A 26,905-nucleotide genomic window follows, 5' to 3' on the forward strand; every position below is an offset into this window, starting at 1 on the left:
CCATTATGTATTTGTTGCCTCCTCATTTTTTGAATAGTACTCATCCTATATTTTACCATATAATTTATGCTATTGATTCCGTGCAGCGATACCTCAATTAAAACTAACCTGCCCGTTAGTTCAATAAGGATAGAGGAGCAGTATCGTCCGGGTCTGAAACAGCTGCTCCCCATACTTCCCCATTAACGTTATAACCGCCACCACTCCATTGAAGCAAGTAGCCTCCAGTACGCATGCCTTGCGTGAAACCTTGATTAATATTTATCCAATCCGAAGATTCCCCGGCAGCAATAGTTATAGCGAAATACACTTTACTAGTTTCTAAGTGTGTTAAACTAACATTGACTTCATGGCTACTATTGTTCTTCATTAGAAGTTTTATATGTACGAATTCCGGATTTATTGAAAAGGGTTGCTGTACCGTTGCGCCCCCAGAAGCAATATAGTGCGAGGGTTTATTCTCTTCTTCACTTAAAGAATTAGTAAGGGTTGTACTTGTTGATTTGCTTGATAATACACCAGACTTTAGAGTAGAGTTATTCTCTTGAGTTGAACTTGTTGAATCACAGGCAGTTACGGTCGCTGTTGTTAAAGATAATAATAAAACAGCCAAAAAAAGCCCCTTTTTTTTCACAACTTTATCCCTCGTATTCTTTTATTAGTTAATCTAGAACCTATAAGACGTTCCTCGTTATTAATAACGCTATCAAATCAATGAAAGTTACATCTGTAATTCACAAAATGGCATTGAGTTAACCTGCCCGTTAGTTGAATTCAACTAAGATTATTTAACAAGAATTTCAATTGGATTCATTGTTAATGAGATATCCCCATCAATATTTACAAGAAGATTTTGTTTCCCTTTTTTTGTTACTATAAATTCATCTTCAACCTCAACTAGTTGACCTGACTTAAAGTCAGTTAAATATGCCATATCCTTATAATTACGCTCCTCGTTACTACCCGAAAAGTAAAAACGAATGATTGGTTCTCCATGGGAAACTTCAACGGGTTGAATACCCGTATATTTAAGAGTCCCTTTTACTTTTATTGCTTCACCAGTAACTATAATAGTTGGCGTTGTTACTTCGAGAACAAAATCAGATGCTACTACACTTTGAGTCACAGTTTCTTCATTTTTTTCTGTTGATGAACACCCAGCAAATATCGTGGGTACCACTAATACCAACATTAAAATCCAACTACTCATTTTTGTCACATCATATCACCTCTCTCATACTACAACGGATTTATATCGAATTTGTTGCTTAATTTCAAGGATAAAAGCCATTCCGCTTTCATAGTCTACTTAAAGTCAAATATTAAAAAGGCTCCCATGTAAGATGGCAGCCTTAATTGCTTTCGTTTTCCGTTAGTTTGAATTACTGAATCATCTCATTGATTTTGCTAACGCGATCATTTCCTCTTTAGTTAATTCTCCGCTGTCCATTTCAATGAAAGTATCATTTTGTACCCATCGTAGGTATCCTCCTGGTATATGGTTAGCCCATGGTTCAAATCGCCCTTCGATTCCATTTATGTTCATTTTCTCTCCATGTTCATTAAACTTAAAATCCTCGACTATAGTTCGTGTTGTACTTGATCGGTTACGAACATCGACGTTAGTGACAACTCGGTTTACTTTATATCCACCCGCCTTATGTTCTTCAATTCCAAACAAATATGTCTGTCCTGATTCATCAAAAAAATGAAGTCTAACTTTTGAAACGGGTGGACTAATAACAAACGGGTATGGCTCCTTAATTTCTAATTTATAGTTTTCAACCAAGTAAGACGGCGTAAAGAGTTTGAAATCCGTAACAGTTTGCAGCTTGTCCAAATCCACATTTGAAAAAGCTTGCGTAGGTTTAGCTGATGCGATGAGTAGGTCATTGTTGATTCCAACAGAAAGCATAAAGATAAAAACTAATAAAACAATCCGTTTAGACAAGGGCATTTCCTCCATTTTTTTAGTAATATTATGCCATTGTTTAATTCAACTATTCTTCCCTTTAGTTTAAACACAAAAAATCCCAGAGTCGGTTACTCTGAGATTTCCGCCATTATTCAAGTGGTCTAACTCTCTCCTGCGTCATCATCTACTCTGAGGTATACTGATCCAAACATAGGAATCATTAATTGTTTAGTCTTATCGTTAATTTGATTTAATTGGCGGGCTATTTCAGATTCGTTAAAAACCGTCTGTTTCTCTGCCCATGCAAAAGTTCCGTGTTCTGTAGATATCTGACCTATAAATCTGAATTTATCCGGATCTAAGTGTATATAAGAATTCAGTAAGGTAGAGTTGTCCATATCGAGCTTCACAACCTATGTCCTTTACAAAACATGATAGATTATTGCAATTCGATTCCATATAAATGGTAAATTGTACAGATAGATCTGTTCCCTTTTTTTGTGGGAGTATCGCTAATGTTGTGTACATAACAAAAATATTATAGAGGTATACTAAATTGCAGAAAATACCACGCGTTGAATTAATGATGAAGAAAAAATATTCTAAAATCATCATCGTTGTTGTCGTTCTCTTGATCATTGCTTCAACTTTTATTTTAATTGAAAGCTTATACACTAAGAAAGAAGTTGAGGTTAATTCGAATTATTATACTGGTTTTGTTGCGAGAGTACAGAAATTGGATGATACACTTTCTCAAACCAGTGAGATAGAGACTAATAATGAAGTTGAGCAAATGTTTGATGTCTATACTTCCATTATTTTAGTGAATGACCAATTAACTCTCTTAAAAGAAAATACTAAAACTTTTCCTGAACTAAATGTTCTCATCAATGACTTTTTAATATTTAGGGGGGAATATGGTTATCTTGTAAGAGATCAATTAAAAGGTAATCGTGCAGATTCTGAAGTACGCATGAAAGTGGTCAAACAGGTCAAATTATTCCTGAATAACTTGCCAAAAGAATACGAAAATTCGAAGGAATTTGCGGATAAGTTTAATGCGGCAACTGAGCATATTAAACCATTACTACATCTTAATTTCTAATTTATTTGAGCCGCGGTTGCGGCTTTTTTTGTATTTTAAGAAATAACTATCCTACCAATTAGGGAACGAAAGTAGCCGATCAGAATTGAACTACACTCCAATTGTTGTTAGATACCACCTGGCAATGGGAGGTGCAGTTCAACATTGATCGGATGCCTTTTTGTCTTTATTCAACTAGCCTTTCCCGTTAACGTAATAATTTCTTAGTTACATCATTCGGAATTAACTCATACAAGGCCCGAACATCACAACCGATGGAATCAGCGATCGATATGGCAATTTTGAGTGGCATCACTCTTTTGTTCTCAATAAAGTCGTAAACTCGTTCCGGTTTAAAAAGCAATTCTTTGGCCAGCCATTCCGCTGACCTTCCGGATTCCATCAATCGTTCATTCAGTAAGCAACGCCCTAATTCAAATTTCAAGAAACGATGACCTCCCTTATAAGAACATATTTAACCTTAAGCGTAATCCACTGCCAGCGTGAATATACTTCCATTTTTACAAATGGGAAGAGATTCTCAATCTGGTCAATATCATCTTTTTCTAATTCCCATTCTTTCTATTGAACCCACTTCAGGAAAACCTTTCATACCCAATGTATGTAAATGAGGAGCAAATCCAAATGGTGAATATCCCATAATTGTGATCCCATTCTCTTTTGCAAAGGGTAATATCTGATTCGCTATGCTTCTAGTTGGGCTGGAAGAGAGCCTGAAGATAAGTTAACCCTCATGCATCCTGAAAAGGAGCATTGAGGGTTAACTTAGTTTTATGACGTTTATATTAAGCGCTGCTTGGGCAAATGCAGAATAACGTTGAATTGATCGCCATGAATTTCAATTTTGATCTCCCCGCCGTGCAGCTCAACGATGCTTTTCACAATGGACAGCCCTAGTCCGGAGCCTTCTGTCTGGCGGGATACGTCTGCTCTTTTGAAACGCTCGAACAATTCTTCCGCAGCAAAATCAATTTCATAAGCAGCTGTGTTTTGAATTTTAAATAATTCCATATCATCAGACTCGTCCAAATAAATATAGATTCTGGTGCCTGGAAGCGAATATTTCTGCGCGTTGCCAATTAAATTTTCGAAGACACGCCAAATTTTATTGCCGTCCAAATGTGCATGGATCGGGAATTTCGCGATCCTCTCCCGAATCACGAGCGACGCTTGTCCCATACTGGTATTGGTCTCGGCAATCGCCTGTGTTAACAAGGTTGCGACATCGACGTACTCCATATCCAGCTCTACTGTACCGCTGGCCATCTTTGAGATTTCGAACAGGTCTTCTATCAACAGCTTCAGCCGTAGCACCTTCCGGTCCAGGGTTTCAATATAGGCTCGGGATGTCTCCGTAGACAGATCTTCTTTTTTTTAATAAATCGACATAGTTGATAATAGAAGTAAGCGGGGTCTTCAAATCATGTGATACGTTGGTAATCAGCTCTGTTTTTAACCGTTCACTCTTCATTTGATTCTCCAGCGCGCTTTTAAGATCGCGGCAACAATGATGACAATAAGGTCGATTGAAACCTTCCGATCTGCTTTACTTTTTCTCAATTTTGTATCCAATTCCCCATACCACCTTTAAATATTTTGGGTCTTTGGGATTGATTTCAATTTTTTCACGAATATTTCTCACATGTACGGCAACCGTATTCTCTGAAGCGAAGATCAGTTCATTCCACACGCGCTCATAAATCTCTTCGATCGAGAAAACTCTGCCCTTGTTCTCCATCAGCAGCTCCAAAATTTTGTTTTCCTTCGGGGTCAGTCTGACGTCCTCTCCATCTACCTCAACAGTTTTCGAGCTTTTGTTCAGCACGAGTCCTCTTACTTGAATGATCTCTTCCCCGTTTGACTGGAAGGAACCTAAATTCGTAAACCGACGCAGCTGAGATCGGACTCTAGCGATTAGCTCTAGCGGATTGAACGGCTTCGTAATATAGTCATCGGCCCCAACGTTGAGTCCCAAAATCTTGTCGCTATCTTCCGATTTGGCGGAAAGCATAATGATCGGTATATTTTTGTTTTCACGAATTTTAAATGTCGTTTTAATTCCATCGAGCTGTGGCATCATGTTGTCCATGATAATAAGATGAATGGTTTCTTGTTCTAGGATTTCCAGCGCCTCCAATCCGTTAGAGGCCGTTAATACATCCACATCATCGCTTTTCAAGTAAATAACGAGCGCTTCTCGAATTTCCGGTTCATCGTCTACAACAAGAATGTTATTTATAGCCATTATTTCTCACCTTCATCACGATATTTCTTATACTTGCCCATCCGGAACTCATGTATCCCGGAAAATCAACATGGCCGGGGGGAACGTCTGCAAGCATCAGCTCTTCCGGTGATTCTTCCTGATCCGTGTAAAATCCATGCACCCCGAACCTGTCCAGAATCTGCATAACCGGTCTGCGGTTGACGGTGTGAACATAGCTTTTTACCCCAAACTTATTTAGTGCTGGTACTAGATTGGGGTTGAGATACACGCGGTATACAGGCATGGCAACCGCTGTCATATGTTTGTCCCTTACGAATTCTACAATACTTTCGGCAGAGGCACCAGTTTTGTAAAGTGAATACATTTTGTTTGGAAAGGGGTAGATTCCCATAACCGTGTCATACATTTCCGGGCTGAAAATTTCAGGAATAATCCGGTTGAGCAGTGCAGGATCCGTACGGTGCGCTTCATTGACTAGATGCGCAAACTGCTGCTGAATTTGCTCTTTACTGCCTGCTTTCGTATCCACGATTAAGTCAAAATCAGGATATTGCTGCATCAGCTGCAGTATGTCCGGCAGTGTAAGCGGGTGGAATCTGCCCATGATAAGCGAGTTTGCAAACTGAAGCGTTGTTACGTTTCGTCCGCGATGAGCAGCCAAATCAGGCTGCAGCCTGTGAGACCAATCATGTCTGGCTACAAGCTCCCCGTCCGTCGTCTGCACAAGATCAACCTCGAACAAACGGTACCCTCTATTGTAATTGGTTATAAATGCCTCATAAGAATTTGTGTAGCTAGCGCCGTTGACTCCTCCAAATGCATGTGCAATAAGCCTATTTCCCTGCCAGCCGCTGGTGCCAGCTGTAGAGGCCGGCTGATTCTGACCTGACCAAACAAGGCCCCAGCTGCACCAGATCATTCCAGCCGTAATGACTATGAATAAGCTTAACATACTCGTCTTCTTCATTCGTTCTGCTCCTTTGTTATCCCGATGTAAGTCATACTACAGGACTCAAATGAAGAAGGACTGGTATAAAAACGAATGAATTTATGAAGTTTGTATGCATTGAAATCCATATAAAAAAGAATCCCCGTTTGCCAAAACGAGAATTCCCATATCATCTTGCGCTATTCATATCCATTAGAATGATAACTAGATCAGTTCCTGCTTCCGTTTCAAATACACAAACAGTACCACACCCGACGCCGCACAGATCACTGCACATAAACCGATGAATCCATACCCCGCCTGAAGACCGCGCAGCAGCCCCAACTGAGTCGTTGGACCGTACATATTCTTCACACCTTCAATGACCCAGCCAATCACATAGTTACCGATGACACTACCAATCCCCATCAAGGTAACTGTGAACGTAATCGCAGTGTCACTGCCGTTCGGATATCTGCGTGCGATAAATGCCATGACTGTTGGATAGATCATCGCAATACCCGCTCCCGATACGGCAAAGAAGAATGCCAGCCCCTCTCCGCCTGCAATGGCGACAAACGTACATACCGCCGAAAAAGCAGAGAACAGAATCAACGACAAAACGAATCCGATCCGGTCCGTAAGCGGCCCTAGCAGCAGACGTCCCAACGAGAAGCTGAGGAAGAACGCAGACAGCAGCCCAGATGCTTTGACCGTGTCCCACGTGTAGGCTTTCTCCAGAAAGTTAACGAGCCAACCCCCAACCGCCAGTTCTGATACCACGCCAAAAGAAAGAATGAGCACCATCAGCCAGATGGCTGGATCACGTGTTAACGTCTTCAGTGAAGTCCGATCTTCATGAGGAAGATCATCCCCCGGAAACTTGCTGCGCAGCGCCGCAATAATCGGCAGCATACAGAGTGACAACATCACCAGATACATACCGCGCCAGTCTAGTTCGTGACCAAACACGTGCAACGACATCACACCTGTTGCCAGCAAAGGCGCTACCGTTGAACTCAGCCCATAGAAGAAATGGGACAGGTTCATCATCGTACCTGTGTTTTTCACAAAGATTCGCGCCCCCAGAATCGCCAGCGCAATCTCCAGCATGCCGTTTCCGATGTACATGAAGAAGTAAGATGAAGCAAAGAGTGGATATGTATGAGATACGTAAATGAACACACCCGAGAGTATCATTGATGCAAACGAAATGATGCTAACTGCCTTAATGCCCCATTTGCGAACTAGGATGGCGGTGAAGGAGCAGGCGATCAGGTACCCCAGTGCATTCAGGGACAATAACGTCCCGAGCTGTTTCTCATCCAGATTGAAGTCGAATTGAATTCGCGGAATGGCTGGTCCCTTAATATTTTCAGATATACCAAATACGATAAATCCCAGAAAAATCGTTGCCAGTTGCATGGCGTAAAGCTTGTTGAACTTTTTCTTGTTTCCTTCTGTACCTGCTTGCTGATTCAAATTAAGTTCCTCCATTAAGGTGCCATAAAATGTGGTTGACTACCATTGCTTCTCGATCAGTTGGATGCGATAAGTCAGGCTCTCCAACGTAACAGCGACCACCCCAGTGAGGTATTCACGTCGTGTGTCTCTCTGGATAATCAACTCCGGCATATGCTCCAATGGAATCATTCGATCCAGACAACCTTGCGTCAGGCCATCCCGCATAGCCGGGTCCATCGTATCCCCTGTTACCACAATCGTTGCCGGATTAATGATCGCAATAATGGATACCAGTGTCTGTACCACCAGTTCCTGCAACCCTCCCGCTGTTTTCAACATCCGTAGCTGTTCTTCCCGTGACACGCCAAAAGGTAGAAAAGATACCTCGCCCCCAAATTGCGTGTTCCCTGTGAGCGGACGACCATCAATAATAAAGCCTGCACCAGGAAAATGGTTCTCAGGAAATGTAACTACCGCGAAGTTCTTCTCTTCTTCAAATTGCTGCTGGTTATACAGTCCGTACACCGTGAGATTCATGTCGTTACCAATGACCACTTCCACATCATCATACTGTTCCTTGAGCCTTGGCCCTAGCGGTTGACCCGCCAGCTCCGACACATCACAAATGCCAATTACACCGTCGTGTGCCACCCCTGGTATACCAATGCCAATGGCCTGCACATTGTGGTGCGTTTCGATCAGGCTCGCAATCAAATCCTCCACCACAGTCACATTAATCTCATCCAAAATGAGCGTCTGTTCGTCCGTCATTTCCCCGTTCAGATTGGCGTGTGTATGTGTAATCGAGTGAATGCCACCCTCCGTTCGAATAATCAGACACAGCACACTTGCGTAGTCCGCATTGAATTGATACCGACTTGCAGGTCTTCCCCCACTTGATTCATCTGGGCCCAGATCGATAATCTCACCTGTCTGAAGCAACTCGTTCAGGATCGTGCCGCATGTGGCTACGCTGAGTTTCGTCAGGTTTGCAATGGAAGCCTTCGTGCCTACGCCTATTGATCGCAGTGTATTCTTCACAAGTTCAACATTAATGCGCTTCACCTGTTGGGTGTTGTGTGAAGTGGGTAACATGGTTAGTTGTATGCCTCCTTTCGTTCATTTCGAACCATTCAATGAATGTTTTTAAAAGTATTTTAATAATTGAAGTGTAGGGGGATTTGTGGGGAAAGTCAATGCTTAATTGAAGGCGAAAAACGTTTGGATGGACAGACAAAAAGACAGTTCAAGATCATCTTGTGTGATCCTGCACTGTCCTTTAGTTAAGGTGGTTTATGTAGACTGGCTCATTTGATTTGCCAAGATGCTCTTCTCCAGTCGGACTTTAAATAGCTTTCGGTTCAGATCCTGTTCCATCGCATGTAGGTGATATGCTGCTTGTTTCACGGTATCCATCTCTAGCACACCTGCCTGTTTTGCGATGATATCCATGGCGTCTAGGATGAGTTTGTTGCATGTAACTAGTTGGCTCACGTAATCGTCTTCCTCTTGAACGAGTTGTGCGTACTGCGAAGAGAGTTCTTCGCTGTTGGTACTTGTCATGTCACCACTCCTTTATTAAGGAGAGGGTAACATAACTATAGAAAAGATGTGGTACGCGAATACGTACCAATATATTTAGATTCCCGTCATCCCTTATATTGATTAAAAGTAGTCATCTATCTGACTGAATTTATAGTAATCTTTGAGCCTAGCATGTATAGAATTAGCTGGTAAATTATTTAATATTATTTCTTTTTCAAGAGTCTCTAGCCATCCGATCTTCATCCGCTTCGAGAAAATAACAAATAGCATCTGGAACAGCATAGTAATTAAAACTAATACTAATCCATACAAACTAAGTTTCAAGTTTTCATCAGTAAAATAATTATCTTGTCCAAAAACAAAAAGGAACGGTAGAACAGAAATGATTAATAGAAAAATGCTGTAACTGGAATATTGTCTTCTAGGCTTAAAATGTTCAGGTAGAGGTTTATTGGAAAAGTATATTGCTGAGAATATTGTCCCAAAATATCTGTGTATAAATATGATTAACACTAACCAGCACTGTGGATAATAGCATAAAACAATAATATTTAGAATAAAACAAATTGCACCTTGAAGAAACTCAAAGTCTCTTAATATTATTTTACTATCGTGCAAAGCTAAAATTGTTGATGTATCCCTAAAATCTATAATTTTCTCTTGCCTGAAACGAGAATTAAAAACGTCAAAAACCGCTACTAATAAATTCATAAAAAGTACATAGCAAAGTAATGTATAGGTTATATTCTCACGTATTAAACTAATTCCAGGGAAAAGAAGATAGCCTAATGCACCTATAGTTGCAAACAGAACCCAATTGCTCAATCCCATAGAAGTTATCTTTTGTCTTTCCCGATCCTGAAGTTTTCCGATATGATCGAATAACTCCTTTTGACTGAAATTCTCCCTCACGGTTATCACCTTTTTCTTATTAGCTATAAAAATCATATAGATTGATAATTAAGACTGGGCTTTATCTTTTCTTCGCAAAATCAAATTATAGGGCTCATCCTCTTTAATTTCAGAATCAGATATTCTTAGTAATAAATCCTCAATTTTCAGAAGAAAATTCTTTTTTAGACCATCCTCAAACAAAAATAATTCTTTACTTAAATGAAAAAAGCTTTTATATGTCCCAACTATAAGTGAAAAATATATAATAATTGCAACTAGAATGATTGTAAGCCAAAACAATCCATTGTAATCAGTTTCCTTAACTCCTTTGAAGATGAATACTACACATTGTGACCACAAAGGAATAAACAAGCCAATAAAAATTCCTGGAGTTAGGAAGGAAGGCGTCTTTCCTCTTTCAATGTTTTTTTCTGTGAATGAAACTATTAACTGTAGTTTCTCTTTAGAATATAAATTGTTTAATTTTAGATAATTTATGAACATTCTAGTTTGCATTGAATCAAATTCTATAGTTCTCCACCCCCCTTTTTTAACATGAATGTCATAGTGATTTAGTATAACTACTTTCGCCTTTTTACTCATATAAGAAGTAGTTAATATAGAGAATAGAAATATCGTTACAAATGCAATACAAATTCCCTTAGCCAAGTAATTTCCAATTAATAACAAAGGAAATGTAATTATAAATAAATATGCTAAAATTAGAAACACACCAAATATAAATAAACTGAAATAATATGTTAATTTCATGTGTTTATAGACTAATGAATAAGATGTCAGATTGTCCTTATAATATTTCACGACCTCTTCCATGCTTCAACCTTCCTTATATGAATTTATTCGCCTTACTTCAACTTCACCTGAATATATCTTTCCTTCAAATATTGAATCATTCGATCTTCTGTGACCAGACAACTTACCTCATCACGCTTATTCTTTTTATTCTTGCCAGATTTGGCTAACCAATTATGTGATCCGAGGAACAGATAACGATCATCCACCAAAAGAATTTTAGAATGGATCGGAGGGATATATTGGAGTGATTCTCCCATCACATCTTTCAGGTTAGATATCGAAATAACAATTTTATCGTTCCCACCAAACGAATTATCTTTCTCTACAATTCCCGGGATATAATCCAATCCGACTGCTTTACCACCTTTATATCCAAATCCAATTCTCACTTCCACCTGCTTACTTAACGCTGTCTGAACCAACTCTACGAACTCATCATTAACTACAGACGACATAATCCAAGGTGAGAAAATAACAACCGATTTGGTTGCATGACGTAAAGCTTCCATTAGCAACAAGTAATGATCTCTCGGATCGAGAATGAGACGCTCAGGCAGATGTTCACGAATGTATAAGGAAAACGGATCAAACAAGCCTTGAGAATCTTTTAAAGAATCAACATAGAGGCTAAATGCCATCGCATCCATTTCTTCGGCAACAGTATGATACTTCTCCTCAAGCGGACTTATACATGCTCCGTTCTCTCTGATAATATCTAACACATGCTTGAGATGATTCTGTTTGAGATCAGAGATCACTTCAAGATTACCTACCAACACAAATTGTTCTTTAGCCCGAGACAATGCCACATTAAGCAAATTAGTTCTCCCACCGACAAATGAAGCAATTCCCGCTTGCTTGGAATGATCAATAACCGAGCTGAAAATAATAATCTTTTTTTCCTGTCCCTGAAACGCATGAACTGTTCCAATATCTACATCAGGAATTTCTCTCTGTAGCTGATCTTTTTGTTTCGAAAAAGGTGTAATAATGCCTATATCCTTCTTGATGTCTAAGCCATATTGCTGTACATAAGTCTCAACCAACCTCTGACAGACATTAACTTCCGACATATTAATATGTGTCCTGTTGTTCTTTAAGCCCCTTACATCTACCGCAACTAGATTTTTTCCGAACAGTTTTTCGTGGTTATCCTGATTAACAATAGTCAGAATCCCCCCATATACATGTTGATTAGAAAATTGCATAATACTTTTTTCACATCTGCGATGTTCCGTAAGGATTAACCCTTTTCTCGTGCCACGATAATCCCATTCATAAATATCTGAATTTCGATCAATGTAACTCTGTGCACTATTACGCTGTACACATAGTTCCTCATGGTATTTTTCTGGAATTGATAGGATATCTTCAATTACGTTGGTTTTCAAAACCCTTACAGGTTCTAACTGTTCAATGTCGCCTACAATCACAGCTCTCTGAGATCGATATAGAGGACTGCTTAAATAATGCGGCATAATCTGCCCTGCCTCATCCACAAGCAATGTATCTATTAATCCAGGTAATAATTGAAACGTTCTTTCACCAAATGAATGTAGTGTTGACGTAACAACTGGAAAACACAAAAACACCGTATTCCATAGCGCCTTAATCCCTTTGCTATATTCCCTGTCACGTTTATTCCCTTCATTGTAAAAGGGTTGAAACCACTTCTCCTGACATACCATTTTAAGATTGTGCAAAATTTCTTCCGCATGTAACTTCACGTACTGCTCAGTTACTTTCAACGAGTACTGAAAGAGTTCGTGTCTTTTCTCCAGAACAACTCGATCCGATGCAAAATCAAACATGCTATATTTTGAAACATCCTGGAATCCCCATTGAATAGCAAACTCTCGCTCCAACGACAAAAATTCATCCAGTTTTCCTATGAACTCACCAAGAAGCTGGATCTTTTGTTTACATATTAGTCGTTGTTGCTCCAGTTCTTGTAATTCCCCCTTCAGGACTAAGATCTCTGCTGTCTGGTAATCTTGCTCCGATTGTTTGAGACGTAATGTTGTTCTTAACTCCTCTTCTTCTTTCTCATTCTTCTTAATTAATTGGTCCTCAATATAACCCTCGGAAACATGCTCTTTGAGAAACGCTCTACGTTTAGGTAAAAACCATCCTAGCCAAGCATTCTTGTTCCATGATCGAAACTTTTCCAACGTCTGATATCCTTCTTTAATCCATGTAACATGTTCAGTTAGGTCCGATTCTGTAGCTTCAATCTGAACGTTCAAGTCTCTAATTGTATGGTTTCGTTCATGAACCGTCTTTCTTAAATTATCCATAGTATTGACAAGATCGTTTAATTTTCCATTTGTAGTTTCTATGTCCATAATATATACAGATAGTTCACTCTCTGGGTCATTTAATACTCTGCCCTGATCTGCAAAATAACGATATAATTCCTCTTTTGCCGCGCCCCACTTCTCAATATGTTTATGTAGGTGTTCCAATTCTTGATACGCAGAGATAAATTGCTCTTTTGCAGTCACATCCATTGTCCGAGCTTCAGCCGCTTCTAAACCTTCAACGAAATCGGGAATAAATTCTTTCATGAATGCCGTCTTATTTGTGGTGTTGCCTAACCTTGCACAAAAGAAGCCTTTTGTTTCTTCGTCATCCGTTTTCTTTTTAACAAACTCTTCAAAGTAGGGCACTTCCTTAAGCAACTCTAGTCCAATATTATCTACAGCTTTATTATTGGTACTTGTGAGCACCATAGAGAATGTTCTATCATCTATCTCAAATGGAATCCGGTATAGCTCTTTACTTCTCTCTGTGAACTTCTCCCATGGCTTTTCCCACAGATCTGTCAGCGTTTTTGCCTTCATCACCATATTATTTGCAAATATTTCTTTAAGCAATGTACTTTTCCCAGTCCCCGGTGGTCCGTTCACTGATAACAAAGTGTGGTTATTAGCAGCCTCAATAATATGCCACTGTTTCTCGTTAATTGAATAGGTCTTCGTGTAACTACCGCGATGGAAATATCGACCTGTATTTTCTTTAAGGTATGCTGTGGTGCTCTGTCCACCAGTTAAATAAGTATTAAGAAGTTCAGGCAGTGGAGATTCGTTTGTTGTAAGTTCAAGAATACGTTCTATTTCTTTTTGGAAGATCGGTCTGATCATTTCCTCCAACATCTCAAATGTAATAAAGGCTTGATTGAGCATCTGCCAACCTTCATAACTTTTAAAGTCTCTTAGGTTTTTATAATATCTTGCATATAGCTCATCATTTAAAATCTTAATAATTTCATGTATGTCTTGTTGTTGATTGTACGTATTTGCGTCCATTAACTCCATTAAATTTTCTTTCTCGATTTCCTCTACCTCAAATGTAGAACTGTTTGTCAATTTTGCAACAATAATACCCAAGCTTTCACGATTAATATAAAATTGATCTACCTTTAATTTCTGTTCTTCTATACGTCCAATAAACGTGATTAAGGGTTTGGTTGAAGTCTCTTTGTATGTCGCCTTTTTCAAAAGTGGATAACAAATCGTTATAGAGCTATCCAACAAGTTAGAAATAAAATTTTCCGTATTTGTCCTGTTATCCTTATATTTAAAAGGGACGCCTGACAGAAACTCCTCTATGGACTTCGTACCAGAAACAGCAAGTTCAATCTCACTGTTCAGCTCATCTTCTGTATATGTTCCTTTATTCAAATGATCTTTAATATCAGGGTAAGATGATATTTTTTTAAATATATCTCCCTTCCGTTTATCCTGAACAATTTGCTCCATTCGGTCAGAATCATTGAGAATCTCACTGCTGAATAGTTCTCCTTCTACTTGGCTTAATGAGTTTCCCATCAGCACTGTTTTCTTTTCATATTCAACAAAATACCGAAGTACATTCTTACTATCTAACACTTAATCGCCTCCATCAATAACCATATACCTTCATTACCACGCTTATTATATACGATTTGTTAAATATAGGATATAAGACTCTTATCTTTTCTGGATTACACCTAATATACTATCTTGCATGTCTATTTGAGCCTTATATTAACTAGGACAAATGCTTCATTTTGCATATGCATATTTTACTTCTTTTCGCTATAAGAAAGATCGCAAATTATTGTAAAAATTTAGTTTCAGGAGTTTATTCCCTTCATTTATTACAAAATTATGAATTAAATGATTATTATTCAACTTTTACTCACTGGTTTCCGTTTACATTATCGAGAGGGGAAAGATCAAGAAAATTCTTATCGTAATCATTAAAAATTTGGAGGGATTCATTTGAAAAAGCTTTTCTGTTCACTTACTGGATTTTTGTTAGTGTTTACGCTGTTTTTTTCAGTTACTGGCATATCATATGCTGATCAGAACAACTTAACTTCTGAGTTTGACTCCAACAAAATGGTAGATGTTATTTCTGCAAAGAAAGCGGCTGCTTCCTTAGTATTAGATGAGATCTCTTTGGGTTCTGCGGATGTGTGGACAACAGATACACTCACAGCAGATGTAGAGTATGTATATGACCCTTCTGGCAATCATGTGGCATATCAAGTTTCGTTAATTGGGGAAGCAGGCCAACCCCAAGGCTATGTCATTGTAAGTGCTTTTCTGGATGAAGAACCTATTCAAATGTGGACCACAGAAGGAAGTTCCATCGTAGAAGAATTGGACCAAAAAGAAATTCAATCTCTTGCCTCTAAAGCAAATTTAAGCACAAGCACAATTATTGACCAGCATTTGGTATGGTATGGTGGAACAAAGCTTGCTCTAAAAGTGATAAATAGTGAAACACCAGACTTTGTAATTGATGACACTTATCACATTTCTACCGAATTACCAAAAGATGAGTATCCAATACCTGTTGAAAGTAATAATCCTAACAGGGAAAAATGGGAGACGATTAAAAACATAACGATTATGAGCCCAGGACAAAGTAACCCAAGCAATGGTGTGACTAATATCGATCCAAGTACTTGGGAAACGGGATATAACAGCATCGATAAATTTTATGTCTCAGGAGTTACCAATCAGAAACAATGGACCTATGCATCAGGACAGTATACTGGTTGCTCACCTACAGCAGCCTCAAACATTGTAATGTGGTTTGCAAAAAGTTATCCTTCTTTAAATCCTACAAATAACCAAAGAGACATAGTTATGTCTTTAAGAAAAGAGATGGGAACTACACAGACCAGTTCGGGTGAGGGTCTAACTGACTTTTATAATATCGACGATGGACTGCAATCCTATTTCAGAAAAAATGGAAGACCTAACGCTGAAGTACAAAATGGCCTCTTGCCTGATTACGACATTTGGAAAATGAGAATTAAATATAAAGGAGGTCAGCCTACGCTTCAGAGTTACTGGAGTCAAGATTATTTTGGTAACCACACCGTCACTGTCGTTGGGTATAAAGAATTTGTGAGAGGAACCTTTCAATCCAATTCAAAATACCTTGTTGTAAAAAACAATTGGAGTAGCGATATCGCTTCCGATTTCTACGTCAAATACGGAACTTGGAACACTAACGTTGTTACCTGGGTTGTAACACCATAGTCGATAACTCAAAAGGAGATCAAGAATGATGAGAAAAAAACGAATATTAATAGGCATTTTTACGTTGGTTGGCTTATTACTACTCAGTGAATTATTCCTTTGGTCTTCGGGAAGAGTTGGATTACTCAATACAACGAACAGAATTATCTCTGGTGCACCTAATATTGAAGTACAGGGGAAAAGACTATCTTATCAAGGAACAGTTCATTCTAGTCCTTCCGATCTTGACGAATATGCATCAAGTGATATAGGCGAAGCACTTTACAAGGCCAAAGGTACACCGCCAAACCCACCATGGATATATGTAAGAAAAGATTCGAATACTTTTTTTCGCTATAAAACGCCACAAATTCCTTGGCGCATGTAATTTAGAAAGCAATAAAACTCATACTTCCCTCTCATTAATAAACATGGTCAAGTTCAAAAGACAAAGAGCACCAGAACGGTGCTCTTTGTCTTTTGCAGTCTTTCTTCCCTTTGCACTCCTTCTCATTGACACCCCCCTCAAAAAAGCCTATCCTAATAACGAACCAACCATTCACTATTAAGGAGTCGTTCCCGATGGTGCAAGCCAAGAAAGACGAAGTCAGGAAAGAAATTGAATACGCGGCGCTCAAGGTCTTTTTTGAGAAAGGCTATGTCGATGCCAAGATGAGCGATATTGCGAATGAAATCAATATTTCCGTGGGCAATATCTATACTTATTTTAAGAACAAGAAAGATCTATTCTACGCCGTCGTGCCGCCGGATCTGGTGGATTATCTGAAGAATGTGCTGGTGGAGACGATTCACTTTGATAACCAGACCTTGTTCGAGGAAACGGATAGCGAGCGAAAGTCGGCGCTGTTGCAGGAACAGGTAGATGTACTACGGAAATACCGGAAGCAGATCGTGATCATCTTTAAAAAGAATAAAGGTACCATCTACACCAACGCCAAAAATGAGCTTGTTGAGCTGATGATCGAAACCAAGAAGGCGTATCTCAAAAATCAATATAAACGATATGAGATCGGAACCGAAGAGAATTTGATCTTGCTGAACATTCTCGCGCACAACGTGATCGACATGAACCTGGATCTATTGAAGCGGGATATGAGTGAGGACAGCCGGAAGCAAATTTTCGAAGCGTTGTATGTCTACAGACTGTACGGTATGAAGAGTCTCAACGAATAACGCTCCATCTCATCATTTATGCCGGGTAGACAAACCGTGCAGATCAGATCAACTTCACTTGGTTTGCACGCAAAAAACTTCATCATATATCAGCCTATTTTTTTAACCTAAAAATGAATTATTTATTCATTATTGAAATAGGTATCTTTGTTACCCTAACTATCACCTCACCCACTTTCTAAGGAGGTACACCATATGAACACCGCATACGCATTGAAAAACGTTAATCTGATCCACGGCGACTCAAGCCGCAATCTGCAAAAAAACATGACCATTCTCGTCAATGAGCAAGGTCTCATTCAGGATATCGGCCGAGATCACGAGCTGAATATCCCTAGTCACTACACAACGATCGACCTCTCAGGGAAATACGTAATGCCTGGACTGATTAACGCCCACGTACATCTCTTTGCAGACGGTAAACCTTTCAGTCTCTCGGTCAGTGAAGGCTTGTTGCAGTTTGCCTATGATCGAATATTGAACACCAAGTTTGGCAGAAACGTTTTGAAAAAACGAATGAAACGCAACGCGCTGACCGCACTCCATGCGGGTGTGACGACGATGCGCAGTGTGGGGGAATTCTTTTACACGGACGTCCAGCTGCGGGATGAGATTAACAACGGTGACTTTGTCGGCCCCAATCTGCTTGTCTCCGGGTTTTTCCTAAGTGTAACGGGCGGACACGGTGCTCCATTCCTGGCTCTGGTTGGCGACTCCCCGTGGGAAGCACGAAGAAATGTACGGATCAATGTGAAACACGGCGTTGATCTGATCAAAATCTGTGTGACGGGTGGCGTGACGGATGCGAAGATGGTGGGCGAAGCTGGACGTTTACAGATGACGGTGGACGAAGTTGCGGCGATCTGCCATGAAGCGCATAAGATTGGTTTGCGGGTGGCAGCGCATGTGGAGAGCACGGAAGGCGTAAGAGTTGCGTTACAAGGTGGCGTTGATACCATTGAGCACGGTTCGGAGATGGACGACGAAATCATTCATTTGTACAAAAATAATCCCAATGCCCTGAATGGCTACACCGCACTCATCCCCACCCTGCAAGCTGCCTATCCATCCGCTTCACTGGATACCAGCGTAACAAAGGTAAGTGCAACGGTAAAAGAGAATTCCAGACTCGTCTACGATTCCATGCTCAAAGGTGTAAAACAAGCGATCGAAAATGACATCACCATCGGGATCGGCACCGATGCCGCCATGCCTTACGTGACTCACTATGATATGTGGAGAGAGATGGATCACTACATGAGACAGGCCAACCTGAACAACAAGCAGGTCATCGACATGGTGACTCGAACCAATGCGAAGATCCTCGGTGTTGACGATGTTACAGGGACGGTCGATATCGGGAAACATGCCGATCTGATTGTCATGGAGCAAAATCCGCTAGAACATATTGAGGCCTTATCGGACATCTCTATGGTCATGGTTAAGGGAAATCTAATTCAAACACCATCTGTCACAAGAATCAAAGAAGTCGACGATGTTCTAAACTCAGTTTGGTGAATTCAGGAGTGAAATCTTGCTTGATAAATTGATTAATTGTTTATCCATCTTCATGACGTTGAATATCATGAACGAAATTACTCTGATTGGCGGTATTCTGACGCTTTATACGGGGTTAAACATCTTGTAGATTACGAAGATCAAAGTGTTGAACCTGCTCCCTGCCTTATTTATCCCGATCTTTTTACTGTAGCTTCAGGATACTGAGATCTTTCCGTAAACATAACAAACAGGCTGCCCCATCCTTTAGAGGACTTGTGGGACAGCCTATTCAATAACTTGCGTATGACAGAAAACTTCTATCGATTTTAAATCGACGATACCAAGTACAACCTAGGTTGATGCAGATTCGGACTCTCTCTTTTTGGTAAAGGAAAGAAACAATACTGCGGAGACCACAATCCATATCCCAAAAAAGATATAAATGGAACCGAATACTTGAGTGCTTGCCCCTTTTGCATCCAATGTGGTTCCAAGAATCGACGTTCCAATCGCACCAGCGATAAAGCTGCACATCATATAGACACCCATACCAACACCCGCCTCATGCCTCGGCAAGGTTCTGGATACGGTATTCGCCAGAGCAATCTGGGCAAATGTCAGCCCTGTATTCGCAGCGATAAGAACAAACAGCACTACACCATACGAACCACCTGTAAAAATATACAGTAGTGTATACGCAATAAATTGCAGTCCAAAAGCCCACGAAAACAGATAACGATTCCCTTTTTTATCCGTAATGCGCCCGCCCAAAAGTCCAAATAATGCAGCAAACAAGGCTCCAGGCGACATCACCAACCCGATCTGTAACGCAGACAACTGATTAAGACTGGTTAACATCTGGGGGATCAGATAAGGCACACACAAATTCAAAGTCAACACCATGGACCCAATGAGAAGTCCGCGAGAGTAGCGTTTGTTTTTAAACAAATCAAGAGATATAAACGGTGCTGACGATCTTCTCATCCTTATCCAGAACAGCACGAGGGTCACTAACATTAGCAGCAACAAGAGCAAGCTTTGTCTTGTAATCGCAAGCATTAACAGCGTAATGACGCCTGCCAGCAATAGCCCCCCTGGAAGATCTGCCTGTCCTCTTACACCCTTGTCATTACCCAGATATTTTCGAAAGAACGGTAATGTAACAAGTACCAAAATGGAAATCGCGAAGAGAAAACGCCAGCTTGCCATACTAAGAACGAATCCGGCAATGATTGGACCAATCGCTGTCCCAAGAGCCATACCAGCCGAAGTAATGCCCAATGCTCTGCCACGATTCTCTTCAGCCACATAACGAATTGGAATCAACATGGAAGATGCCGGGATAACGGACGCACCTATTGATTGTAGAATTCGAGCCACAATGAGTAACATATAACTGTCCGCCAGTACTCCGATTAGTGACCCCATTGCAAAGCAGCATAATCCAAATGTAATCAAATTTTTCAGCTTGAACATATCAGCCAGCTTGCCATACGTTACCGACCCTATGGCGTATATAATGATATATGCGGTTACCACCCAGCTAACCTGGGAAGAGGTCAATCCGAATTCTGTTCTAAGATCAGGCAGTGCCACATTAAACATCGTGGAATTCATCACAGAAATAACCATCGCAAAGGCTAAAATCCAAATTAATTTATATGATTGTGATTGTTGTGTAAGGTTTGTTTTTTTATCCATCATGTACTTAATTGCGATGCAACGGTGATTGGGCAACCACTTTCAGATCCAGAGTATCCATATTAGCCATAACGCGGTCCATCCGTAGCGGGCCAGGTTCATTCGGGAAAATAAAATGTTCATAAGGCTCTCCCAATATGCGGAAGAATGGCTCAAACAAACCGCACTCCAGCATTCCAACAAAGCGGGTATACGGTGCATCGAGACGATAGGCATGGGTAGTACCTTCCGGCACGTGGAGGAAGTCTCCTTCATGAAGCTGAATTTCTTCACCGTTCGCCCACATGGTCATTTGGCCTTGTACACAATAAAAAGTTTCCACATGATTCTCATGATAATGCTCTACAATAGGTTCACCCTTCGGTCCTTCTGTAGATACAAAAATGTAGGTGCCATCTGTATTTTTCTGAGACGCAAGAATGCGATGCAATTGATCTCCCGTTAAGAGACGATCCCCTTCCCCGCTCTCCAATACATAAGGAACGACTCCGCCGTGCACTACTCCTGTCTCAACAAGCTGGGAAGCACCCCACTGTAACTCTCCATCCTCAAAACCAATATCGGCTACCTCGGAGGCTCGGATCAAATCCTCTTGCGTCCATTCGTGTAGGGGCTGCGGTGGGTAATCCTTGAAAGAATAGGCCAAACCGATGACAGGAAAGATAGACGTGATATTTCCCGGTAGCGAATAGGAAACCATACGATTTCGATGACCTGCAAACCGATAGGCATGCCTTGTCCCTGGCGGTATATGTGCATAGTCTCCAGAAGTTAGAAGATGATATTGCCCGTCGATTACCAACTCAACTCTTCCCTCCAGAACCATTAAAGATTCGTAGCTACTGTTATGAAAATGGAGGGGAAACACCTCTCCCTTACTCCCGGCGATGGTGAACATTTCGAACTGTCCTCCTGTACTGTCAGCATCCGCCATGACCGTAACTACCTGTTTACCGAACGTATAACTCGTGCCCTCTCCTTTACGAAGTAAATAAGGCTTTCTTGTCTGAGGCAATGTACTCATTAATGTTGATGTCACTTGATTCTCTCCTCCATTCCTTTATTCATGTTCATTTTAAGGACTTCACCCTATATAAAAAATGGTCTAGGGCGACCAGCCTATGGGCAAATGCGACATCTGATTGATTGAAGTCACTCGCTTAATCCATTAAAATTAAATAATAAAAAATTGAAGAGGGAGGGGCCTCCTGTTTATGAATTTTAACGATTCAACCTATTACATGGAGCACCCTTTCCATGACACTCCCATTTCCATGCATCCGGTAGAAATACGAAATAACCAATGTCAGAAGCATGCGCATTCATTTTATGAATTGTCTTATGTGACGGCAGGTCAAGGAACACTCTCGATCGATGACAGCTGTATCCCAATCACTCGTGGAGACCTGTTGTTCATTCCTACAGATACGAGACATGTGTTCCAGACCACATTGAATCAGTCTGTCACGCTCATGAATTGCCTTGTGGAGAAGCACATATTATCGGGGCCTCAAGCCATCGGTGACCGCATGATCTATGATGATATTGATGAGCTCACTCAACCATTTCGTACTCTGGGGAACGGCTTCAAAGTAACGGAGAACAAGAAAGAATTCGGGAAGATCATGTACTCTTTACACCTTGAACTTCAATGTAAGGAATCCGGTTATCGTTACCGACTGTATCTTCATCTGATGGACTTGCTAACTCGCATACGGCATGCCGAGCCAAGTGATCTTCAGTCTGCACAAGGAGATCTGACCGACCACATTCAACTTGCAGTGAACTATATATCCAGTCATTATAATGAATCCGCCATTCTTACTCGTTTGTGTGAACGATTTGCCATAAGCCCTCGCCATTTCCAAAGAACATTCAAGCAGGTTACCGGGCTCACCCTGACACAGATGATACAAAATAAACGTATACAACGAAGTTGTGAACTGTTATCCGAAACCGATTGGAGTGTGCAAACCATTGCCAGAGAGGTTGGAATACAGGATATGAAGTACTTTTATCGGATATTTAAAGAAAAATGTGGAATGACCCCTAAAGAGTTCAGGCAGCCTCAAGGGTCGTGATTCACATGCGATGTGTGATAGTGTGCATATATTTTCTATTCAAATAAGAAGGCCACAAAATCCGTTACAGAAATGATGTACGGGTTTTGTGGTTATTTTGAATAAGCAGATAGCGACAATTGTATATAACAAAAAAAGAGAAGTACCTCTTTACGGGGTACTTCTCTTTTCGTTAAACATTTTTAATTTACTAGTTAAACATGCAACGCCAACAGCAGCTTATAGATCATTGCTGCGGCTTCCGCACGGGTCGTCATATTCCCTGCACGAACCGTATTGTCCGTATATCCGTTCACAATTTTGGCCTGAACGGCTGTATTGAGTGCATCTTGTGCCCAAGCCGGAGTTTGCAACTCGTCAGTGAAGCTTGGTTTTACAGCATCATTGCTCGTTCCCGACTGTGCATCTGCACTTAACTTCAATGCATTCGCCATCATCACAGCCATCTCGGCACGAGTGATCGTCTGATTAGGTTTGAACGTATTGTCTCCATAGCCCTTCACGATTCCGGCTTGCACGGCTGCGGCAATATCGCTCTTCGCCCAGTCTGGCAGACTGCCTTGATCTGCAAACGTCGTATCCGACTGCACGGACTTCAAAGCCAGTGCCTTACTGATTAACGTAACAAACTCTGCCCGTGTAATCTTCTTGGATGGTTGGAATGTACCATCTGTGTAACCCTGGATAACGTCCATGCCAATCAAACGATCTGCATAGTCGGATGCCCAGTGTCCGTTCAGATCGGACAGATTAGCAGCTGTGTAACTGGACACAACAAAGGTACCCAGATGATTCACATTAGCCGATATTGTTCCTGCTGCATTCGTCTTACCACCGATGAATACCCAGCTCTGACGGGCTTCATTATAATAGTAGATCGCTGGCTGTGTTCCTTGTGGCAGCTTGGAAGCATCATATTGCAGACTCAATGCTGCCTGATCGTTCAATGTCCGTCCTCCACTGCGAGTAATCTGTACTGCTTGGCCCAGTACGTTCAGCGAAGCTGCATTTTGCAATTGGTCCTGGGATACAACGGACAGCTGCAACGTATCTTTTTCCCCAATGGCTCCAGCCGGAGCGTTGAATTGCACGATGTCTTTCAGACCCGTTTGTACTGGCTGATTCGCTTCGACCTCTACCTTCACTTCAGTAGTAGAATCTGATCCCGTATCCGGGTTGGTTGGTGTGGTTGGAACTGTAGGCGTTGTTGGCACGCTTGGTGTGCTTCCACCGGAATTCCCTCCAGCGTTGCCTCCATCACTACCTGAACCCCCGCCGCCATTACCCGAACGGGCTTGTACGATAACCGTACGTGTGACTTCCTGTGCAGCATTGCCGGCAATATCTTTCACGTTATAACGAAGGGTATAGATCCCCGCCGCTTGTGTGTTCACTGTGCCGTCAATCTGCACGGAACCATTGATGCCCACATTATCGGTAGCCTGTGCTCCAGGCTCGTTATACATATCTCCCACGGTTAATGACATTTGGCTGTTGCCTTGCAGGGTGATGACAGGAATTTCGCGATCTATTTTGACCACCAATGGTAAAGTATAGGTTTCGTTCAAATCGTCTGTCGCTCTGAATAGCAGCTTATTTTCTCCCGACTCCGTTATCTCCAAAGGCGTATTCTCTGTATACGGTTCGTACGTCTGCCCTCCATCACGAGACAACTCAATGATTGCGGAAGTAGCAGGGGCGTATACTGCGCTGGTTACACTAACCGTTACGGACTGGTTTGTCCATGTATCCGTATGATACGGCTGGCCGTCAGCGGTGGTCATGTTACCTTTTAACACCAATGCCTGATTATTTGTTCCCTCCACAATGACAGTGAACGTTCTAGTATCCATTTCGCTGCCACGTTGTACCGTTGCCGTCAATTCCAGTCGCTCATTGTTCTCAGGCTGTGTAATAAGTTTCCCCTGTGCATCCATCAATTCCGGGTTGGAGCTGGACCAGCTAATCGTTGCTCCATGTTTTCCTTCAACAGGAAGGGTAAGGTCGGAAGTGACCGCGTTCAGATCGCCCAGATCAATCGCTTGAAGCGTATCCGTTACCGCCTGTGCATCACTGTAAGGTGTGGCATTCACGAAGATCGGGTTAGAGTAGAACCACAGGTCGCGATAGTTCTGATCATTGATCTCGTTGAACCGAGTCTCTGCATCCGCTGTTGTGATCTTCGGGTCAAGTTGCGGTTCACCATTTACGGTCTCACCAGAAACGTTCATGCCCAGATTTGTACCGCGCAGGCGATAATATTTATCCTGGTCCGTTGCTTTGATCTTGTACGTGATGACATTGTAACCTTCCGAATCTGTTGTCCAATCGTTGGACGTAAAGGTTGCCAGTACTTTGGTGGAGTCGTTCGTGTCTTTGGAATATGCGGGTGTGCCCTTCTCAGCCTTGCCCATCACATCTCCAGCGATGAGATCTACGTGATCTACCACCGGTACTTGTCCAGCGGACGTGCCGCTGTTGATTGGTTTTTCATAGTTGTTGCTCGTGGTTGGACTCTTGAAACGGATTTTCAGTTCCACTTCGTCACCTTGGGTCACACCCAGGTCTCCGCCCATTTCAGCCTGAGTACCCGCGCCGGAAGCCGTGAAGTCCAGTGCGTTGATCAGATCACCGAATACGGAAAATGATTTCCCCGAACGCAGTCCTTCCAGCACGGCTTGCATCCCAGTACCATCAACCCACGAATAGGTCTTGGCATATTCGCCCGGAAAATAACCGCTGGAATTCGTGCCAATTGTCTTGAAATGGTAATCCGAATTACCATAGTTCCAGAAGTGACGCCCTTCTCCCAACAATGCATCCCACAAACCGCCCACCTTGGCGACCATATAGTCCACACCGCCGTATGTACGGTATTTGTATCCATCATCTGCGGTCGGATTGGCTACGTTGTAGCTCGTGTTATACCCGCCGCGATCCGGTTCCATCTGGTTGCCCAGCATACCTTCGATACCAAAAACAACTTGTGGAGCCAGATCGTTGAACTCACGGAAGTCCGCGATGGTATATTTGTTTTTGCCCCGTGAAGGGTGATTGATCATCGCATAACTCGTCGTTGGATACTTGGTTGCCAGCCAATTGATAGCAGCTAGTGCATCCTGATGGGTCGTATAGGCACGTCCTCCCGTCTGATTCCAATCCGCTACGTCAGCCGCATCAAATAGACTCGCATCCCGATTGGTAAAACGATACTCAAATTCGTTTGCAGCTTCCAGCGCTTCGGTCGAATTCGGCTCATCTGTGAGAATACCTACACCAACGTGTTCATGTGTCGGCATGTCCCATTCGAAACCGGAGAAGATCGTTTTGCCTGCATATTTGCCCGCTTCCTGAAGTGCTTTGATCTGTGGTACCTGGTATTCATTCATCCCTTTGGACATCGGAATCGATCCACCTGGAATGTCTACTCCGTTCTGATCCCGCTTGGATAACCGCAAATGATCCGTAAGCGCGATCCAGTCCAGACCATACTTCGTCAGTCCCGCGTCGAGTACATTTTCCAACGAATTCTGCGCATCATCGGACTCAAACGTATGTACGTGCAAATCTCCCGTTTGCCATGAACCTGTTGCCGAGCTGTTGGTTGGAGTGTTATCTCCCGCATCCGCATAGGTTACCGCAGCAGGGAAAGCTCCCATGACAAGGCCCGTAGCCAGTGGTATAAGCGTAAGCATAGCGAGCATTTTCTTTCCTTTATTGTTGAACAAAATCATCCCACCACCGTTCTGAGTTGTTGTGTCGGGAGTAAATATAAGAAACTTTGAGGGCAGGGTCAACGCAATGAAAGCGCCTATTAAAAATTTGACATATCCCTGCATCACTTTATATTTCGTTAACGATTTCTTTTGCTGTATCTACGAAGATTATGCTCTATCATCCTCCATATTGAGGTGCTGGAATGGACTAGAGAGAGGTTGCAAGAGGGTGAAGAAAAATTCAGATTTTGTTCACCATTCAGGAAAGTTCCACCACAGCTAGTGGAGCATTAGGAAGAG

Annotated in this window: 23 protein-coding genes; 6 read left to right on the forward strand and 17 right to left on the reverse strand. The window is 41.6% G+C overall.

Translation table 11 applies throughout. The features are described from left to right. Positions 1-115: 115 nt before the first annotated feature. The 3 genes from BUA17_RS19320 to BUA17_RS19330 all read right to left on the reverse strand — a co-directional run bounded on the left by BUA17_RS19320 (position 116) and on the right by BUA17_RS19330 (position 1,951). Entirely contained in the window at positions 116-634 is a 519-nt protein-coding gene (locus tag BUA17_RS19320; protein ID WP_083584774.1) for a hypothetical protein, read from the reverse strand. 150 nt (positions 635-784) lie between these two features. Next, positions 785-1,219: a hypothetical protein gene (locus tag BUA17_RS19325; RefSeq protein WP_072734645.1), complete on the reverse strand. Its 435-nt coding sequence runs from the start codon at positions 1,217-1,219 to the stop codon at positions 785-787. Between the two features lie 171 nt (positions 1,220-1,390). Continuing rightward, positions 1,391-1,951, reverse strand: coding sequence for a DUF4367 domain-containing protein (locus tag BUA17_RS19330; RefSeq protein ID WP_072734646.1), 561 nt, complete (start codon positions 1,949-1,951; stop codon positions 1,391-1,393). 520 nt (positions 1,952-2,471) lie between these two features. On the opposite strand from BUA17_RS19330, the gene BUA17_RS19340 reads away from it, so the two are divergent. After that, the gene (locus BUA17_RS19340) at positions 2,472-3,020 is read left to right on the forward strand and encodes a hypothetical protein (protein ID WP_072734648.1); all 549 of its coding nucleotides are present in this window, start codon (positions 2,472-2,474) and stop codon (positions 3,018-3,020) included. Positions 3,021-3,207: 187 nt separating this feature from the next. Here BUA17_RS19340 and BUA17_RS19345 read toward each other — a convergent pair whose 3' ends face one another. From BUA17_RS19345 to BUA17_RS19395, 11 genes are all read right to left on the reverse strand, one after another. After that, the gene (locus BUA17_RS19345; RefSeq protein ID WP_072734649.1) at positions 3,208-3,444 is read right to left on the reverse strand and encodes a transcriptional regulator; all 237 of its coding nucleotides are present in this window, start codon (positions 3,442-3,444) and stop codon (positions 3,208-3,210) included. Positions 3,445-3,800: 356 nt separating this feature from the next. Continuing rightward, entirely contained in the window at positions 3,801-4,286 is a 486-nt protein-coding gene (locus BUA17_RS19350; protein ID WP_139295703.1) for an ATP-binding protein, read from the reverse strand. Positions 4,287-4,350: 64 nt separating this feature from the next. After that, the gene (locus BUA17_RS31985) at positions 4,351-4,491 is read right to left on the reverse strand and encodes a histidine kinase dimerization/phospho-acceptor domain-containing protein (RefSeq protein ID WP_139295696.1); all 141 of its coding nucleotides are present in this window, start codon (positions 4,489-4,491) and stop codon (positions 4,351-4,353) included. Between the two features lie 75 nt (positions 4,492-4,566). Next, positions 4,567-5,265, reverse strand: coding sequence for a response regulator transcription factor (locus BUA17_RS19360; protein WP_072734651.1), 699 nt, complete (start codon positions 5,263-5,265; stop codon positions 4,567-4,569). Then, a complete protein-coding gene (locus BUA17_RS19365; RefSeq protein WP_072734652.1) occupies positions 5,252-6,214 on the reverse strand; it encodes a phosphatidylinositol-specific phospholipase C/glycerophosphodiester phosphodiesterase family protein in 963 nt (320 codons plus the stop codon). Before BUA17_RS19365 ends, BUA17_RS19360 begins: the two co-directional genes overlap by 14 nt. Before the next feature lie 186 nt (positions 6,215-6,400). Next, positions 6,401-7,600 (reverse strand): MFS transporter, encoded by a 1,200-nt coding sequence (locus tag BUA17_RS19370; protein ID WP_097115841.1) that lies wholly within the window; start codon positions 7,598-7,600, stop codon positions 6,401-6,403. A 96-nt stretch (positions 7,601-7,696) separates the two neighbouring features. Then, positions 7,697-8,734 carry an ROK family protein gene (locus BUA17_RS19375; protein WP_063565329.1) on the reverse strand — a complete coding sequence of 346 codons (1,038 nt, stop codon included), beginning with the start codon at positions 8,732-8,734 and terminating at the stop codon, positions 7,697-7,699. 198 nt (positions 8,735-8,932) lie between these two features. After that, a complete protein-coding gene (locus BUA17_RS19380) occupies positions 8,933-9,202 on the reverse strand; it encodes a hypothetical protein (RefSeq protein ID WP_072734654.1) in 270 nt (89 codons plus the stop codon). Between the two features lie 102 nt (positions 9,203-9,304). Continuing rightward, a complete protein-coding gene (locus tag BUA17_RS19385) occupies positions 9,305-10,096 on the reverse strand; it encodes a hypothetical protein (protein WP_139295697.1) in 792 nt (263 codons plus the stop codon). Positions 10,097-10,144: 48 nt separating this feature from the next. Continuing rightward, a complete protein-coding gene (locus tag BUA17_RS19390) occupies positions 10,145-10,912 on the reverse strand; it encodes a hypothetical protein (RefSeq protein WP_072734656.1) in 768 nt (255 codons plus the stop codon). Between the two features lie 32 nt (positions 10,913-10,944). Then, the gene (locus BUA17_RS19395) at positions 10,945-14,784 is read right to left on the reverse strand and encodes an AAA domain-containing protein (RefSeq protein ID WP_072734657.1); all 3,840 of its coding nucleotides are present in this window, start codon (positions 14,782-14,784) and stop codon (positions 10,945-10,947) included. A gap of 375 nt (positions 14,785-15,159) precedes the next feature. On the opposite strand from BUA17_RS19395, the gene BUA17_RS19400 reads away from it, so the two are divergent. The 4 genes from BUA17_RS19400 (at position 15,160) to BUA17_RS19415 (ending at position 19,125) form a co-directional block, all read left to right on the forward strand. Further along, on the forward strand, positions 15,160-16,434 hold the full coding sequence (locus BUA17_RS19400) for a hypothetical protein (protein ID WP_072734658.1): 1,275 nt from the start codon (positions 15,160-15,162) through the stop codon (positions 16,432-16,434). A gap of 25 nt (positions 16,435-16,459) precedes the next feature. Then, on the forward strand, positions 16,460-16,801 hold the full coding sequence (locus tag BUA17_RS19405; RefSeq protein WP_072734659.1) for a hypothetical protein: 342 nt from the start codon (positions 16,460-16,462) through the stop codon (positions 16,799-16,801). Positions 16,802-16,995: 194 nt separating this feature from the next. Then, on the forward strand, positions 16,996-17,607 hold the full coding sequence (locus BUA17_RS19410) for a TetR/AcrR family transcriptional regulator (protein WP_072734660.1): 612 nt from the start codon (positions 16,996-16,998) through the stop codon (positions 17,605-17,607). A gap of 195 nt (positions 17,608-17,802) precedes the next feature. Then, positions 17,803-19,125, forward strand: a complete 1,323-nt coding sequence (locus BUA17_RS19415) for an amidohydrolase family protein (RefSeq protein ID WP_072734661.1) — start codon at positions 17,803-17,805, stop codon at positions 19,123-19,125. Between the two features lie 333 nt (positions 19,126-19,458). On the opposite strand, the gene BUA17_RS19420 is transcribed toward BUA17_RS19415, so the two are convergent. Then, a complete protein-coding gene (locus BUA17_RS19420; RefSeq protein ID WP_348537082.1) occupies positions 19,459-20,811 on the reverse strand; it encodes an MFS transporter in 1,353 nt (450 codons plus the stop codon). 4 nt (positions 20,812-20,815) lie between these two features. After that, positions 20,816-21,832, reverse strand: a complete 1,017-nt coding sequence (locus BUA17_RS19425; protein WP_072734806.1) for a quercetin 2,3-dioxygenase — start codon at positions 21,830-21,832, stop codon at positions 20,816-20,818. Between the two features lie 190 nt (positions 21,833-22,022). Between BUA17_RS19425 and BUA17_RS19430 the strand changes: the two genes are divergently transcribed. After that, entirely contained in the window at positions 22,023-22,889 is an 867-nt protein-coding gene (locus tag BUA17_RS19430) for a helix-turn-helix domain-containing protein (RefSeq protein WP_072734662.1), read from the forward strand. A 194-nt stretch (positions 22,890-23,083) separates the two neighbouring features. Here the strand turns inward: BUA17_RS19430 and BUA17_RS19435 are convergent, their stop codons facing one another. After that, positions 23,084-26,617, reverse strand: coding sequence for an S-layer homology domain-containing protein (locus tag BUA17_RS19435; RefSeq protein WP_139295698.1), 3,534 nt, complete (start codon positions 26,615-26,617; stop codon positions 23,084-23,086). Positions 26,618-26,905 lie beyond the last annotated feature (288 nt).

Origin of the sequence: Paenibacillus sp. ov031 (genome assembly GCF_900143165.1) — a bacterium.
Taxonomy (GTDB): domain Bacteria; phylum Bacillota; class Bacilli; order Paenibacillales; family Paenibacillaceae; genus Paenibacillus; species Paenibacillus marchantiae.